At 62.5% G+C, this 15,599-nt stretch carries 10 protein-coding genes and 1 pseudogene; 1 reads left to right on the top strand and 10 read right to left on the bottom strand.

Annotation, left to right across the window (positions count from 1 at the left end; translation table 11 throughout):
- Positions 1 to 6: 6 nt before the first annotated feature.
- The 7 genes from phoU to JM946_RS09805 form a co-directional block, all read right to left on the bottom strand.
- Positions 7 to 756 carry a phosphate signaling complex protein PhoU gene (phoU, locus tag JM946_RS09835; protein ID WP_203167118.1) on the bottom strand — a complete coding sequence of 250 codons (750 nt, stop codon included), beginning with the start codon at positions 754 to 756 and terminating at the stop codon, positions 7 to 9.
- A 183-nt stretch (positions 757 to 939) separates the two neighbouring features.
- The gene (locus JM946_RS09830; protein ID WP_203167117.1) at positions 940 to 2,283 is read right to left on the bottom strand and encodes a putative porin; all 1,344 of its coding nucleotides are present in this window, start codon (positions 2,281 to 2,283) and stop codon (positions 940 to 942) included.
- Between the two features lie 176 nt (positions 2,284 to 2,459).
- Positions 2,460 to 3,794: a phosphate regulon sensor histidine kinase PhoR gene (gene phoR / locus JM946_RS09825; RefSeq protein ID WP_203167116.1), complete on the bottom strand. Its 1,335-nt coding sequence runs from the start codon at positions 3,792 to 3,794 to the stop codon at positions 2,460 to 2,462.
- Between the two features lie 3 nt (positions 3,795 to 3,797).
- On the bottom strand, positions 3,798 to 4,493 hold the full coding sequence (gene phoB / locus JM946_RS09820; protein ID WP_203167115.1) for a phosphate regulon transcriptional regulator PhoB: 696 nt from the start codon (positions 4,491 to 4,493) through the stop codon (positions 3,798 to 3,800).
- Positions 4,494 to 4,664: 171 nt separating this feature from the next.
- Positions 4,665 to 5,336, bottom strand: a complete 672-nt coding sequence (gene tsaB, locus JM946_RS09815; RefSeq protein WP_203167114.1) for a tRNA (adenosine(37)-N6)-threonylcarbamoyltransferase complex dimerization subunit type 1 TsaB — start codon at positions 5,334 to 5,336, stop codon at positions 4,665 to 4,667.
- Between the two features lie 49 nt (positions 5,337 to 5,385).
- Positions 5,386 to 7,392: an ATP-dependent DNA helicase gene (locus JM946_RS09810; RefSeq protein WP_203167113.1), complete on the bottom strand. Its 2,007-nt coding sequence runs from the start codon at positions 7,390 to 7,392 to the stop codon at positions 5,386 to 5,388.
- Positions 7,392 to 7,832: a DUF11 domain-containing protein gene (locus JM946_RS09805; RefSeq protein ID WP_203167112.1), complete on the bottom strand. Its 441-nt coding sequence runs from the start codon at positions 7,830 to 7,832 to the stop codon at positions 7,392 to 7,394. Before JM946_RS09805 ends, JM946_RS09810 begins: the two co-directional genes overlap by 1 nt.
- A gap of 189 nt (positions 7,833 to 8,021) precedes the next feature.
- Between JM946_RS09805 and JM946_RS09800 the strand changes: the two are divergent.
- Positions 8,022 to 9,791: pseudogene (locus JM946_RS09800) on the top strand (phosphoenolpyruvate carboxykinase (GTP)); the annotation flags it as partial.
- Positions 9,792 to 10,011: 220 nt separating this feature from the next.
- Here the strand turns inward: JM946_RS09800 and JM946_RS09795 are convergent.
- The 3 genes from JM946_RS09795 to JM946_RS09785 form a co-directional block, all read right to left on the bottom strand.
- Positions 10,012 to 12,693 carry a TonB-dependent receptor domain-containing protein gene (locus tag JM946_RS09795; RefSeq protein WP_203167110.1) on the bottom strand — a complete coding sequence of 894 codons (2,682 nt, stop codon included), beginning with the start codon at positions 12,691 to 12,693 and terminating at the stop codon, positions 10,012 to 10,014.
- 89 nt (positions 12,694 to 12,782) lie between these two features.
- A complete protein-coding gene (locus JM946_RS09790; protein WP_203167109.1) occupies positions 12,783 to 14,360 on the bottom strand; it encodes a hypothetical protein in 1,578 nt (525 codons plus the stop codon).
- A 241-nt stretch (positions 14,361 to 14,601) separates the two neighbouring features.
- A complete protein-coding gene (locus JM946_RS09785) occupies positions 14,602 to 15,516 on the bottom strand; it encodes an adenylate/guanylate cyclase domain-containing protein (RefSeq protein ID WP_203167108.1) in 915 nt (304 codons plus the stop codon).
- Positions 15,517 to 15,599: the final 83 nt, after the last annotated feature.

Here is a 15,599-nt window from a genome sequence, read left to right as displayed (position 1 = left end):
GGGTGATCAGCGAGCAGGCGGTGGTTCGGGAGATTTCGAGGAACGCGACTGCAAATGCTTTTCGACATCTTCCATGGACAGATGGCGAATGTCCTTGCCGTGGACCATGTAGACCACGTATTCGCAAACGTTCTTGGCGTGATCGCCGATGCGCTCTAAAGCTCGCGCAACCCACAGCACGTCCAGCGCCCGACGAATGGTGCGCGGATCTTCCATCATGAACGTGATGCACTGGCGCTGAATGGCCTCGTACTCCTCGTCGATCAGACGATCTTTCTTGGCGATGGCCACGGCGCCGATTGGATCGAGCCGGGCGAAAGCGTCCAGCGCTTCGTGCAGCATGTCGCCTACCAGGCGACCGAGATGCTTGATCTCTCTATAACGGTCTGCCGGACGCTCCACCGCCGCGAGGCGTGAGCCGATGTAGCCGATCTTCTCCGCCTCGTCGCCGATGCGCTCGAGGTCGGTGATGGTCTTGATCACGGCGACGATCAGCCGCAGGTCGGAGGCTGCCGGGCTGCGCGTGGCCAGGATGCGGCTGCAGTCGTCGTCGATGGCCACTTCCATGGCGTTCACTTTCTGATCGCCGTGCGCCACCTGTTCGCCCAGCCGGCTGTCGCCCTGAACCAGCGCCTGCACCGCCAGTTTGAGCTGCTCCTCGACGAAGCCGCCCATCTGCAGCACGTTGGTGCGCACTCGCTCCAGGTCGTCGTTGTAGCGACTCAGAATATGATGAGAAAGATCGGACTTTTCCATGCGAGTCTCAATAGATGAGGCACTGGGCTGTATACCCGTCGCGGCAACCGGCCGCAAGCGCAGGGTGAGCGTGGGTGCCTTTTCGAGGCGACTTGACGTCGCCTCGAACCACGCGAACGCCGCTGCACGGATGTAGCGGCTGGCTGACGTTCCATGGACGGCTGCTTGCGGCGACGTACGCGACTAGAACTTCACGCTGAAATCCAGCTGCAGACGCTGGTAATCGACGTCCCGCTGGCCGGCGCGGTTGGGCGCGTCGACGTTGCGTTTGTTGAGGAAGTAAGTCGCGTTGATGAGCGAGTTACGCACCGGCGCATAGCCGGCGCGCAGCACCCAGCCCTCCGCGTCCGACACACCGGCCGCGAAGTCCGAATCGATCAGCTGCGCGAACAAAGCGTCCTTCTCGATGACCTGATAAAAGGTGCCGAGTTCCCAGGTGCGATAGTTGGACGCCTTGCCAAACAGCACGCCGGCCGACCAGGCCGTGTCCAGCTCGTCCGGGTCCTGGTTCTGCGCCACGTCCGCCCACAGCTGCATCGGCAGCTCGCCCAGCATGGCGCTGTATTCGGCGCTGAGGTTGACGACCTGATAGTCGTAGATCAGCTCGTTGTCGGCTGTCACCGAGTTGCCGTTAGGATTGTCGGCGAAGAACGGCGCGCGTCCCTGCCCTGCGCTCAGATCGTAGTAATGAGCTGCGAGCATCAGGCTGCTCGCGCCTAGCGGCAGACGCGTGCCGATCTGCAAGCCGTAAAGCAAGGTGTCCGCGGTCCGTGTGTTCTCCGGGCCGCTCTCTTCGTTGATCCAGTAGTTGTAGGCCGTGCCGAACCACATGCCGCTCTTGAAATTGACGGCCAGCCCTTCCGGATTGATGTCGTTGTCCCAGAACAGACTCTGACCGGGCTTGACGAACGGCTGTTTCATCTTGCCGCCGATCAGATGACCCCACTGGGAGAATTCCCAATCGAAATACGCCAGGTCGAGATCCAGGCTCTTGCGCGAAAACACGTCGTTCAACGACTGATTCGAGGAACGCGGATCCCCGTTCTCCGCCGTCGCCATGCCGATGCCGAGGGTGATGCTGTCAGTCGCTTCCACCGTCGCATTCAGCCGCGCGCGGATGCGATCGCGATAACGATCGGCGGTCTGGAGGCCGCTGCTGTTCAATGTTTCATCGCTGATCGCTTCGTAGCGATAGCGCAAGTCGCCGGTGATCGCGACTTTGCTGGCCCAGTCCGCGCCTTTCACCTTGCCGACCTCCACCGCCTGCTGCGCGGTTTCTTTACGCAGGCCGCGCGCTTCGGCCTTCAGATACTCGCTTTGCGCCTGCAGCTTCTCGTCGGTGGCCTTGAGATTCTCGTTCTCGGCTTTCAGCGCGTTGTTTTCCTGCTCGAGCTTGTCGACCCGCTGGATGAGCGCCTCGAGCTGCTGGCGGATCTCGGCCAGCTCGTTGGAGCTCGCGGCGCGGGCGCCCATCGACACGGTAAACAGTACAGTCGCAAGGGCGACTGCCAGGACGAGATTCTTCACGACTGCTCTCTCCGTTCGATGGCCGTTCGACGGCCGTTCGTTGCGTGGGAAAACGATTCCGGCGGCCCGGGGGGTCCCCACGCCGGAGCGTTATACGGAGGAGTTATTACAGTTATGTTGCAGTCGGCGCTTTCAGACGCTCGAAAATGACACCTGGATGAAGAAAATGTTGCAAGTCAGGCCGTGGCCAGTGCGCCGGCGCTTCGGGGGATGATCCGGGAGCGCGGAAAATGACAGGTGAAGGTGCTGCCCACCCCTTCTTTGCTCTGGACCTGCAACGTGGCGTCGTGCCTTTGCAAGGCGTGCTTGACGATGGCCAACCCCAGCCCCGAGCCGCCCATGCTGCGGGCCCGGCCCGGATCGACCCGATAGAAACGTTCGGTCAGACGAGGGATATGTTCTTCGGCGATGCCGACGCCGGTGTCGCGCACCGACAGATGAGCGCCTGCTTCATCGACCCACCAGCGCAACTCGATCTCGCCCTCGGGCGGCGTGTACTTGACCGCGTTGCTGATCAGGTTGGACGCGACCGAGTGCAGCTCGGACTCCACTCCCTTCAGCAGCACATCGCTCTCCAGCAGCAAACGAACATCACGGGGATGCTGGTCGAGCGCCATCACCTCCTTGCGCAGCAGCGCCAGCATGCCGGCCATGTCCACCGGATGCTCGCCCTGCGTGTGCTCGCCCGATTCGAGCTTCGACAGCTCGAGCAGATCCTTGATGATGGTGCGCATGCGCTCGGCCTGGCGACGCATCTCCAGCACCGGTGTGTTCCAGGTGGGATCGAGGTTGTCGTCATCCGCGAGTGCGTCGAGATAACCGCTGATCACGGTCAGCGGCGAGCGCAACTCGTGCGACGCATTGGCGACGAAGTCTTTGCGCATCGACTGCAGTTGCTGCTCCTCGCTCACATCGCGAACCATCAGCAGCTGTCGCTCGGCCGTGCCGGTGCGCACGATGTTGAAGGCCAGCCAGCGATCGCTTTCCAGGTCCTGCACCAGCGCGCCTTCGGTGGGATAGCCGGTCTTCAGATACTCTACGAAGGCGGGATGACGGACCAGATTCTCGATGCGAATGCCCACATCGCGCTTGCGTCGCAGTCGTAACCATTCGCCCGCGAGCCGATTGAACCAGAGGATTTCATGCTCCGGTCCGAGCAGCACGGCGCCTTCCGGCAACGCGGTGGTCAGGCGTCGAAACTCACGCAGCAGGCCGGTCACGCGCGCCCGATGATACTGCTTGCGTCGATATATGCGGCTGATGATAGTCACCACTTCTCCCCACACACCGCTGATGTCGGGCGGCGATTCGACCCGGCGGTGGCGCAGCCAGAACTCCAGGCGCAGCACGTTCCACAGCTGCACCAGCGAATAGATGCCGAACGTGATGGCGAGCGCCAGGGCGACGCGGCCGGCCATCAGACCGATCAGAAGAGCGACGATGAGCGCGATGCCGAGCCGCGAAACCGATTGCCAGCCCGACGGCGAGAAGGTGCTGAATACCTTCTTCAACGGCTACTCCGCGCGCGTTGAGAACCTGTAGCCCGAGCCTCGCACGGTCTGAATGAATCGATCGTAGTTGAATGCTTCGAGCGCCTTGCGCAAGCGACGGATGTGCACATCGACCGTTCGTTCTTCCACATAAACATTGCCGCCCCAGACGCGATCGAGGAGCTGGGCGCGACTGTACACCCGCTCCGCATGCGTCATGAAGAAGGACAGCAACCTATATTCGGTCGGGCCGAGCTGCACCGTGCGATCGCCCACCGTGACGCGGTGGCCGGCGGCGTCCAGCACCAGGCCTTCGGCTTCGATGATCTCCTCGCCCGTGCCGTTGGTCGACCGACGCAGAACGGCGTTGATGCGCGCCAGGAGCTCGCGCGGCGAGAACGGCTTGGTGACGTAATCGTCGGCGCCGCTATCGAGGCCCATCACCTTGTCCTGCTCCTCGGCGCGCGCAGTGAGCATGATCACCGGCACTTCCTGCGTGTCCTTGTCCCGCTTCAATGCGCGGGTCAGCTCCAGCCCGCTCATGTCGGGCAGCATCCAGTCGATGAGCACCAGGTCCGGTCGCTGGTCGGCGATGCTGGCCCGGGCGGCGCCCACGTCGGCCGCTTCGCGCACTTCGAAGCCGTTACGTCGCAATCCGAACGCAATCATCTCGCGGATGGGGCGTTCGTCCTCGACGATCAGAATCTGCTTGTTAGCCATGTAAATTGCGCAAATATGACCACGTACGCTGCGGGTTCACGCCACAAATTCAAAGACATGGACCACGGAGCACATTACAGCAACGAAGTATTACAGTCCGATGACGTGGTCAGCGAAAATTTGCCTGGACATGACAAAGCTGCGAACCCCGCCCCCCCGCGTCGCTTCAGTTCACGTCGCTTTAACGTGGGCAACCTGGTCGCGGACATAGACGGGTTCGGCTTCTGCGGCGGGTTTCGCGCGACCGGCGAGGAACTCGGCTTCGGCGAGCAAAGCGATGTCGCTCGCGCGCGGTAGCGTCGATTCATGAATGACGCGGCCTGCGGTGGCCAAACGTGATCGCAGGTGGGCGTAGGCTTTGAAGCCCGTGCCCGCCAACGTAGTGTAATCACCGTCAGGCACCGCATCGGGCGCATCCACCCGCTCCGGTGCGAGTGAGGTGACCAAACCCGTGATGGGGTCGCGAACGAAGCTCGACCAGTACACCTGCTCCATCCGGGCATCCATGCAAACCAGCACTCGATCACCAGGCTGCGCAACCTGTTGCGCGACGGCCGCCAGATTGGAGATGCCGACGGTATTGAGGCCGGCGCCAAACGCCAGCCCCTGCACGACTCCGACCCCAATTCTCACGCCGGTGAATGCGCCGGGCCCGCGCCCATAGGCGATTCCATCCAAGTCGCTGAGCTTGACACCCCCTTCCTGCAGCCCCGATTCCACCATTGGTAACACGAGATCGGCATGACCGCGCGGCTGTTCGCTCACGCGCTCGATGACTCGACCGTCAATGCGCAGAGCGACGGAGCAGCGTTCGGTAGCAGTATCGATGGCAAGAAGGATCATTGAAGTGACTGATGACTACTGACTGGGGACTGGTCAGAGAAGAATCTGGTTACCAATCGAATGCCGCGGCTGGATTCATGGCATCGGGGTCGGGCGCCAGGCCGATGGCGCTGAGCCTCTCATATAAGAACTGCTGAACATCCACCAGGTTCTCGGTGCGCGGCATCGACGGCAGACTGTCGAGGAAAATCCGTCCGTAGCCTTTGCTCCGCACGCGTTCATCACACAGCATGATCACGCCGAAGTCGTTCGGATCGCGCATCAGGCGGCCGACGCCCTGTTTCAGCGTGATCACCGCCTGCGGAATCTGCTCTTCGAAGAATGCGTTGCCGCCGCGACGTTCGATGGCCTCAAGGCGCGCCTTGAGCACGGGATCGTCGGGCGCCGCGAACGGCAGCTTGTCGATGATCACCACCGAGAGCGCCGCGCCTTTCACATCGACGCCTTCCCAGAAACTGCTGGTGCCCAACAGGACCGCGTTGCCACGCTCTCTGAACTTGGTGAGCAGCACCTCGCGAGGCGCGTCGCCTTGCACCAGCACCGGAAATGGCAACGCCGGTCCGAGCCGCGCAAGTAACAAGTCAGCCGCTTCACGCAATGCGCGATGACTCGTGAACAGAAGAAACGCGCGACCGCCACTTGCTTTCAACACGGGAATCGCGGCGTCGATCACGCTCGCTGTATGCCGTGGCGATGACGGTGGCGGCAGAGCCTTCGGCAGATACATGAGCGTCTGCGATTCATAATCGAACGGGCTGCCAAAGCGCGCGGTGCGCGCATCGCGCATGCCGACTCGCTGCATGAAATGATCGAAGCTCTCGCCGATCGCAAGCGTCGCGGACGTGCATACCCACGCCGCCGAGTGAGCTTGCACCAGGCTGCCAAGCTGCTCGGCCACATCCAGCGGCACGAGATGGAACGACACGCCCTGCCCCGCGCCCCGGCTGGTGCTTTGCGCCCAACGTACGCTGGGCACGCTGCTTTCAGACTCTTCTTCCATCATCGAGTCGAGGCGATTCGCCAGCTCGACGCTGCGACGGCGCAGATTCGCAAGGCCGGTGCTGTCCTTGGCGGCCTCCGTCAGCGACTGAGTGAGATCGTCGAGCGAATGGCGCAAGTTGGCGAGCGCTTCGAACGTGAGCGAGGGCCAATCCTTGAACTCACAGCGCTCGCGCCTGGCCCCGAGCGAATCCTGCAGATCGACGATCTGCCTTTCGATGGTTTGCGAAAAGGCAGCGGAGACGGACTGCTGTGGCCCGCTCAGCATCAACTCGCTCGCGAGATCCTTCGCAAGGGACTGCAGCTGGCGGCTGGAAACGGTGAAGCCGAGAAAGTTCGCTGCGACTTCCGGCAACTGATGCGCTTCGTCGATGATGATGGCGTCCGCGCCGGGCAGCAGATCGCCGAAGCCTTCCTCCTTGAGCACCAGGTCGGCCATCAACAAATGATGATTGACCACCACGATGTCGGCGCCCTGCGCCTTGCGACGTGCGTTGACAACGTGGCAACGATCGAACACCGGACAGTCGGGGCCGAGACAGTTGTCCCGCGTCGAGGTGACCCAGGGCCACACCGGATCCGATTCGCCGAGCTGAGCCAGCTCGGAGATGTCGCCTCCTTTTGTGACATTTGCCCAAGCTCTGACCCGGCTGAGCGCCGCCGCGACTTCGCGCCGCAGGCCGCGGTCCGCGGCTTGATGTTCGGCGAGATCGAGGCGATGCAGGCAAAGGTAGTTCGCTCGCCCTTTCAGTAGCGCGACCTGCACCGGCCGGCCGATGGCCGCGGAAACGGTCGGCAAGTCGCGATGGAACAATTGATCCTGCAGATTGCGCGTACCGGTCGAGACGATGACCCGCCGTCCCGACAACAGCGCCGGCACCAGATACGCAAAGGTCTTGCCCGTGCCGGTGCCCGCCTCGACGATCAACCGCCCCTGCTGCCGCAGCGCCTGCCATACATGCTCGGCCATCGCGATCTGCTCATCGCGCGTCGCGAAGCCGGGGATTGCTGTCGCCAGCGGTCCGTCGGCGCCGAAGATCTCTTCGAAGTCCTGCATCAGTGGAAGGTAGCGCGAAATCGCACGAGCGCGGTGGCTCCTGGAGCTAACGGATTGCGCAGCTGCCAGCGAATGTGGGTATAGCGCTCCGGCGGAGCGCGCGTGCCGTCGGGAAGCTTCAGGTCCTCGGCGCGCGCGAAGCTCTGACCGCCGTCGATCGAGAACTCCACGTCCGCGCCCGGTCCGCCGGCCGAACCCACCACGTAAGTCGTATTGGCAGGAATCAGCTGACTCACCTGGACCTTATTGGCGAATACCGGCGTTGGGTTGGTAATTCGAACCGTGTAGTAGACCACCTGGCCCTGCGCCAGCCGGGTCGCTGGGACCATGCGAAAGGTCGGACGCTCCGGCGTGCCGCCCGTCTCGCGAACCTCCGCGACCAGCTGAGTGCGCAACTCGACCGCCTCGGTGGCCCCAAGCACCGTGGCGAACGTTGTCATCAGACAAGCGGCTAAAACTAGGACTTTCATTCAGTTACGCAACACTCTGGCATCTCTGTCGCAAGATGTTGTCAGGCTATGCAGACCGGTGATGTCAATAAAAGCGACAGTCCATGCAGCGCGGAAAGTGCTGGGTATAATCACTACCACTAATACATCTATGAGTTTTCATGAAACCGTGAGGTTGCCGCTGTAATGACCACGTCTAATGCATCGCTCAAACGCTGGGTGGACGATGTCGCCCGCCTGACCCAGCCTGCATCGATTCACTGGTGCAACGGGTCGGATGCCGAGAACACCGCACTCATCGAAGCGATGCTCAAGAGCGGCGATCTTATCAAGCTCAACCAGGACACCCATCCCAATTGCTACCTCCACCGCTCGCACCCTTCCGACGTGGCGCGCGTGGAGCATCTGACCTTCGTCTGCACGCGCAACAAGGAAGACGCGGGTCCGAACAACCACTGGATGGATCCCACCGAGGCGCACCGGAAGATCGATGGCCTGTTCGCCGGCGCGATGCGCGGCCGGACCATGTATGTGATCCCGTACTGCATGGGCCCGATCGACTCCCCGTTCGCCCGCTGCGGCGTCGAGATCACCGACAGCCCCTATGTCGTAGTGAACATGCGCTTGATGACCCGCATGGGCGACGCTGCCCTGACGCGCATCGAGCGCGAAGATAAATACGTGAAGGGCCTGCACTCCATCGGCGACCTGGATCCCGATCGCCGCTTCATCATGCACTTCCCCGAAGAGCTCACCATCAAGAGCGTGGGCTCGGGCTACGGCGGCAACGCCCTGCTCGGCAAGAAGTGCCATGCGCTGCGCATCGCCAGCTGGCAGGCGCGCGAAGAAGGCTGGCTCGCCGAGCACATGCTGCTCATGGGCCTGCAGAGCCCCGAAGGCCGGACTCATTACGTCGCCGCCGCCTTCCCGTCGGCGTGCGGCAAGACCAATCTCGCGATGCTGGTGCCGCCCGCTTCCATGCCGGGCTGGAAGATCTGGACCCTGGGCGACGACATCAGCTGGCTGCATGTCGACGAACAAGGTCAGCTGCGCGCCATCAATCCCGAATCGGGTTACTTCGGTGTCGTGCCGGGCACGAACCGCAAGACCAACTGCAATGCCTACGACATGATCCAGCGCGACACGATCTTCACCAATGTCGCGCTGACGGCGGACAACCAGCCGTGGTGGGAGGGTCTGGAGAACGGCACGCCCGTGCTCGATTGGCAGGGCAAGCCCTACACGCCGGGCAATGGTCCGGCGGCGCATCCGAATTCACGTTTCACTGTATCCGCGAAACAGAACCCGATTTATTCCACGCTCGCCGATGCGCCGGAAGGCGTGCCGATTTCCGCGATTCTGTTCGGCGGCCGTCGTCGCGAAGTCGCCCCGCTCGTCTATGAAGCGCGCGACTGGGCGCACGGAGTGCTGGTCGGCGCGGGCATGGCTTCGGAGACCACCGCCGCTGCCGTCGGCCAGATGGGTGTCGTGCGTCGTGACTCGATGGCCATGAAGCCGTTCGCCGGTTACAACTTCGCGGACTACTGGAGCCACTGGCTCAAGCTCGGCAGCGGCGCCAACGCGAGCAAGCTCCCGAAGATCTTCCACGTGAACTGGTTCCGTCAGGACCGCAATGGTCGCTTCATGTGGCCCGGCTTCGGCGAAAACCTTCGCGTGCTGCGTTGGATCACCGATCGCTGCGAAGGCAAGGTGCCCGCCATCGAAACCCCGATCGGCCTCCTGCCCCGCAAACAGGACCTCGACATCTCCGGCCTCGACATGGATCCCTCCACCCTCGAGACCCTGCTGTCCATCGACGCCGGCGCCTGGCGCCAGGAAGTCGACGCCATCAGCAAATATCTCGATGAGTACGGCAGCCGCGTGCCGAGCCAGTTACGTGAAGAGCTGAAAGGCGTGGCGAAGCGATTGGAAGCGGCAAACGCGGCCTAGCTCCGCTTCGGATGAGATAGGGGCGGCGACACCGAAAGGGGTCGCCGCCTTTTTCTTGCAGCCGCTGCCAGCGCAACCCGGAGGCAGGTTCGCACGCATCGTTATGTTCATAAGAAAACTGCGCGCGAACTGAACGAGAGCGCAGGCCCTTGAACAAACCGGGCGGTGGATGAAGAATCCACCGCCCGTCTGTATCGAACGTTACGCCCAGGCTAGGACGTCAGAAGCTCATCGTCAGCGACGCCGAGAACGTCGTGCCGACGTCGTAACGGTTGTAGAACACCGTGTTCGGGCCCCGCTCCTGGAACTCCTTGTAGTCGCGGCCGAAGATGTTGCGAATCTCCAGCTTGCCTTCCAGGGCCGTGTCGAACAGCGTGAACGCCTCGCGCGCCACGAAATCCACACGCAGGCCGGGCGATTCGTAGATGTCCGGCAAGCCTGTGGCGCCGCGGCTCGTCACGCGATCGCTCGCATACGACAGCAAGATGGTCTGCTGCGACAGGCGGCTCGGGCTCTCCAGCCCAAACTGCAGATTGACGAGATGGTCCGACTGACCCGTCAGCTGACTGCCGTCCCTGAACACATTGCTCGCCGGCTGCGCCAGCGCGCCGAACACACGCACCGTGTCTCCATCTTCCACGTTGATCTTGGAATCCGTGAAAGTGTAGTTGCCGATCACAACCGCGCGGCGCGAGCCGAGGAACTCGTTTGCGAACAGGTCACCCAGCGGGAAATACTTTTGCACCTCGAACTCCACACCGTACAGCTCAGCCTCGGGCGCATTGGCAAAGCTGGTTTCCGGAGTGTTGTCGGTGAAGCCGGTGAACGCCTCGATAGGATCGTCGATGGTCTTGTAGAACCCGGCGACCGAGAAACGCTGCTCCGGAGCGAAGTACCACTCGTAGCGCACCTCGCCATTGAAGAACTCGCTGTCCGTCAGCAGCGGATTGCCGCGATAGTAGCGGTTGTATTCGGGATCGAAGTACAACTGGAACATGAGCTCGCGGAACTGCGGGCGCGCGATGGTCTTCGACGCGTTGAAACGCAGCTGCATGTCATCGTTGAACTTGTAGGTCAGGGTTGCGGCCGGCAGCACATAGTCGTTCTCGATGCTGGTGGCGGCGCCGGAGTTGATGGCGGTCGTGAACACCTGCAGCGGTCGCACATCCTGCTCGCCTTTTTCGTAGCGGGCGCCGGCACTGAGCTCCAGCCCGTCCATCAGTTCCGCCTGCAACTGCGCATACGCCGCCTCGGTGCGCAAACTGGCGGTGAACGCCGGGTCGGTCTCGGTGGTCTCGATCAGTCCGATATCGTACTCATCGATAATGGTCCGGCTCAGCAGCAGATCCGGTCGAAGCATCGCAATGTAGTTGGGCAAAGTCGACGGAGCGACGATCTGAAACTCGCGTCGCGTGGAGTCGCGCTGCGTGTCGGTGATGTCCACGCCGCCCGAAACCGTCAGGCGAGGCAGAACTTGCGCGGTAAGATCCACGCCGGCCGACCACAGATCCTCATCCAGATCCGAGAAGGCGATGTCGGCATAACCGGTGTTGCCGTTGTCCAAACGGTTGATGAAGTATTCGCCGTACGGGCTGGTCGCCTGGTTGGTGCGCACGTAACCGATGCCCAGTTCGTAGGGCGCTTCCCGCTTCGAAGTGGAATAGGAAGCGCGTGGGCTGAGCCTTACCACGCCAAAGCCGAACCCGCCGGTCAACTGCGTGCTCAGCAGTTCGCGCTCGTACAGCGCGGTGCTTTGATCGCTGAAGTCGGCGCCCGGCCGGGAGTTGTTTTGCCTGCCTTCCGCGAGACTGGTGCGCTTCAGCGTGTCGTGGATGTACAGGTTGGTCCAGCGCAGCGTATTGCCTTCGCCGAACTCGTAGCCGACGCCGATCATGGCATTGGCCACGGCGCGATTCTCGGTTGCGACCTGCCGGAAATCCCTATCGATGACAGACAAGTCGGCGCTGGCGGGCGTCTGCTGCGTGTTATCGCGGGTGCGCCAGCCGTTGCTGAAGCCGGCCGTGGCGACCAGGCCAAGCTCCGAATCGCTCAGCTGCCATGTGTTGCCGGCAGTGATGTTTCCGGAGAAGTTTGGCGCAGTGTCATCCATCTTCTGCACCAGGCCGTTGTTGCGGCCGACGAGCTGGCCGGCGATCTCGCCGGTATCCACCCCGCCCTGGCTGATGCGTTGACCGCTGTTGAAGAAGGCCTGGAGCGCGGCTGGCGTGTCGCGATTGCCGTAACCCGTCCAGTCATATTTATTGCCGTAGTAGTCGTAGCCAAGCTGGCCAGTCGTTTCAGTGTCGCCGCTCACACCGACATTCACATCGAGAAACGGCTGGGTCGGGATCGCCAGCGTCGTCAGGTTGATCACGCCGCCACCGAACTCGCCAGGGAAGTTCGGCGAGTACGTCTTCTGCACCAGCGAGGATGCGATCACATCGGTGGGAAACAAATCGAGCGGTACGGCACGGCGCATGGGCTCGGGGCTGGGTAGCGGCGAGCCGTTCAGCAGGGCGAGCGAGTAACGATCGCCGAGACCGCGAACGTACACGAAGCCGCTGCCCACCACGCTCAAGCCGGTGACGCGTCCGAGCGCGCCGGCGATGTTGCCTTCACCGGTGCGAGCGATGTCTTCGCTCGAAAGCACGGTGATGACCTGAGTCGTTTCCCGCTGCACTTCACGTTCGCGGCGACCGACTACGGTCACGGTAGGAATGCCGCCAGGCATGGCGACATCGACAGATTGCTGTGCGACGGGCTCGGAAGCCGCCGACGTCGCGGACACATCGGCCGCGTCCGCCTGCTGAGAACCATCGACTTCGACCGGCGCCTGAGCAAGGGCCTGAGTGGAAAACGCGGTTGCGGCGAGCAACATGCTCCACGTGCGCGGGTTGGCCATATAAGTACCTGACTGCTTTCAGAGTTATAAAACTTGAATGCGGCGGGTCGCGACTCGTCATCGCAACCCGCCGCACACCGTTGGCTACATTACTGAGCGAGCGAGGGCAGCGTGGTGCACGCCGTGCTGGCGCTACCGAAGCTGGCCGTTGCCGAGTTGCAAGTCCAACCCGCATACCAGGTGTCGTTGGCATCGCGGACCGCACCGATGTACGGCGTGGTGAGCGCGTCGAACTCCGGATCGATCGTCTGCGGATTGACCGCCACCGCGGCCGTCTCGTTCGCACCGTTGATGAACGTGCCGGTCAACGTCGGCGAGAACGTGGTGTTGTTGTTGGTGCCGGCAGCGAACAGATCCAACGCCTGCTGCGCTGTCACACCGCTACCGTCGACGGTCGGGGTGGTGCCGCACGACATCACGACGGAATGAAACACCGGCGGGCCGACCTTATCGATAGCCGGGTCGGTCGCCAGAATATTCGCGCCGTTCAAGCGCAGGCACGCCATCGGGCTGGTCAGTACGCCGTTCACCATGGTCACGTCCGCGCCGCCACGGAACAGCATGGCAGCCGTATTTGCCGTGCCCGGATTGCGATGGACGAAAGTGAAGTTCGCGACCTTCATGTGAGTACGCGGCGTCTGGCTCTCGTTCGCGTTGGTCGAATCGAGCTCGATGATCGAGTCAGCCGCGCCCGAGGTCTTCTGAACCGCGATCAAGTACTGGATGGTGCCCTTGTAGCCCGTGTCCAGATCGATGCTGTCGTCATCCGCGCCCGTCACCACGATGTGACGCATGTGCACGCGGCCGCCGAAGTTCTCGAAGCCGTCGTCGGAGCTGTTGTGCATCTGGATGTGATCGATGATCGTGCCGCTGCCCACGCCTTCGAGCGTCAGCGCTTGCAACTCGGAGTTCGCGCCGAGCACATATCCGGAATAGCGGATCTGCACATAGCTCATCCTGCCGCTGCTGTCCGTCGGAGTCGCGCCACCGTACAACGCGAGCGCGGCGGATCCTTCGGTCTGTCGATCGCAATCGACAGCGCCCGGCGTGCCGGTGCGGCAATCGGTGATCGGTGCGCGGCCCATCAACACGACGCCGCCCCACTGACCTTGTGAGTCGTCGGTCGCGAGGCCGAGGACGTTGTCACGGCTGGTGAATACGATCGGCTGCTCTGCGGTGCCGACCGCTTGAATCCTGTTGCCGCGATTCACGGCGAGCCAGGACGTACCGGCTTTGCCGAAAAGTACCACGCCCGGCTCGATCGTCAGCGTGACCGAAGCTTCGCCAGCGGTCGGTGTCGGACCGAGGTCGGTGCCAACGTCGACGCGATCGTGAAGCGCATACAGCAGGCCAGGAACACGAGGGAGCGTCGAGCTCGCAGTGAAACGGGCCGGCAAGTCACAGACTCGGTAGGTGCCGGTCGGGCCTTCGATGGTCCCGGAATTCGTGAGTGGAATGGGGTTGGCGATCGTCGGGCAACCCGCCGCCGGCTGCACGCCACCGCTGCCCGGATCCGGATCGGGATTGGGCCCCGGATCGGGATTCTGCGCCGGAGGATTGTTGATCGTAATGTTGCCGCTGCTGCCCGCCGATGAAATCTCATCCGAGCCACAGCCCGCGAGAGCCACCGCCACGGCGCTCGCAATAATCCACTTGTAGGTTCTCATCTAGTCGCTCCCGACGACGACACTTTGAAAGAAAGTGCGCGCAGTGTGTCGGGGGAATATTTCAGTTCAGCGACAGTTGGATTGCGGTTTTGTATCTCGTGATCTTTTTGTTGCCGTTAGCCGTTTAACAGTATGCGAACTTAAGGCACTGCCGCGCATGCGCGGGGCCGCGAATCTTTTATTGCAATTTGATGACGGCGGGCTGAATGCCCGCCCAGGCCGCGGCGTCGAGGGCGCTACTCTACTCTTCGCAGACGTAACGCACGGTCAGCGACGAATTATTCTCCGGGACGCGACCGAAGCCGATCAGCCCCTCCCCCTTCAACTGCATCGTGTCGCGACGAACGAAGGCCTCTTCGCCCTCGCGCGTGGTAACGAACGTGCCGTTGGTGCTCTGGTCCACCAGTTGAAACTTGTTGCGGACCAGTTCGATCTTGGCGTGCAGGCGCGAGATCAGGTTGCCCTTCACCACGATGTCGTTTTCTTCAGCGCGACCGATGGCGATGTTGGCGCGACTCTCGTCGACCACGATCTCCTGCCCCTGGAAGCGCAAACGCAAACGCCGCGAGCGCTGCTTGTCGCGACTGGCCGCCGCGGCGCCGAGTGCGATCGCGGGCAACATGCTGGTGGCGTCTTCCTTCTGCCACAGCACCTCGAACAATTCGTCTTCGCTGGTCTTGCCCTTGAGCGTGGCCACGTCGATCTGCCGAACCGCCGACTGCCACTCCGGCGCGAGCCGCTCGACCATGGCGCTGGTGATCATGATCTGCCCGGCCTTGGCCTGACTGGTCATGCGGTTCGCGGTGTGGACCGCCGCGCCGAAGATATCGCGATTCTCGAGCACCACTGGCCCGAAGTGACCGCCGATGCGAATCGCGATGGGCTGGCCCTCGACCTTGAGCTCGGCATGGATGCGAATGTCGTGCTGCATGCGGCTGCCGGCATTGATCGCGTCGTTCGCCGTCGGGAACGTCGCCATGATCTCGTCGCCGATGGTCTTGATGACCGTGCCGTGGTTGTGCTCGGTGGCGGCCCGCATGATTTCCACGCAGGTCAGGATCATGTCCCGGGCGCGCAAGTCGCCCATGACTTCGTAAATTCGCGTGCTGCCGACCACATCGGCAAACAGGATGGCTAGTTCGATGTCCTTTCCCATGACCTCTTGGCGCTCATCGTCGTCTCCCCGCCTCGTCGCCGCCCATTGGTATCCTTGCTGTTCTGCTTGGTACCGGCCGTGCG

This window comes from Steroidobacter gossypii (assembly GCF_016801985.1).
Taxonomy (GTDB): domain Bacteria; phylum Pseudomonadota; class Gammaproteobacteria; order Steroidobacterales; family Steroidobacteraceae; genus Steroidobacter; species Steroidobacter gossypii.
Note: the sequence above shows the minus strand (reverse complement) of the source record. Positions and strands in the feature narration are given on the sequence as shown.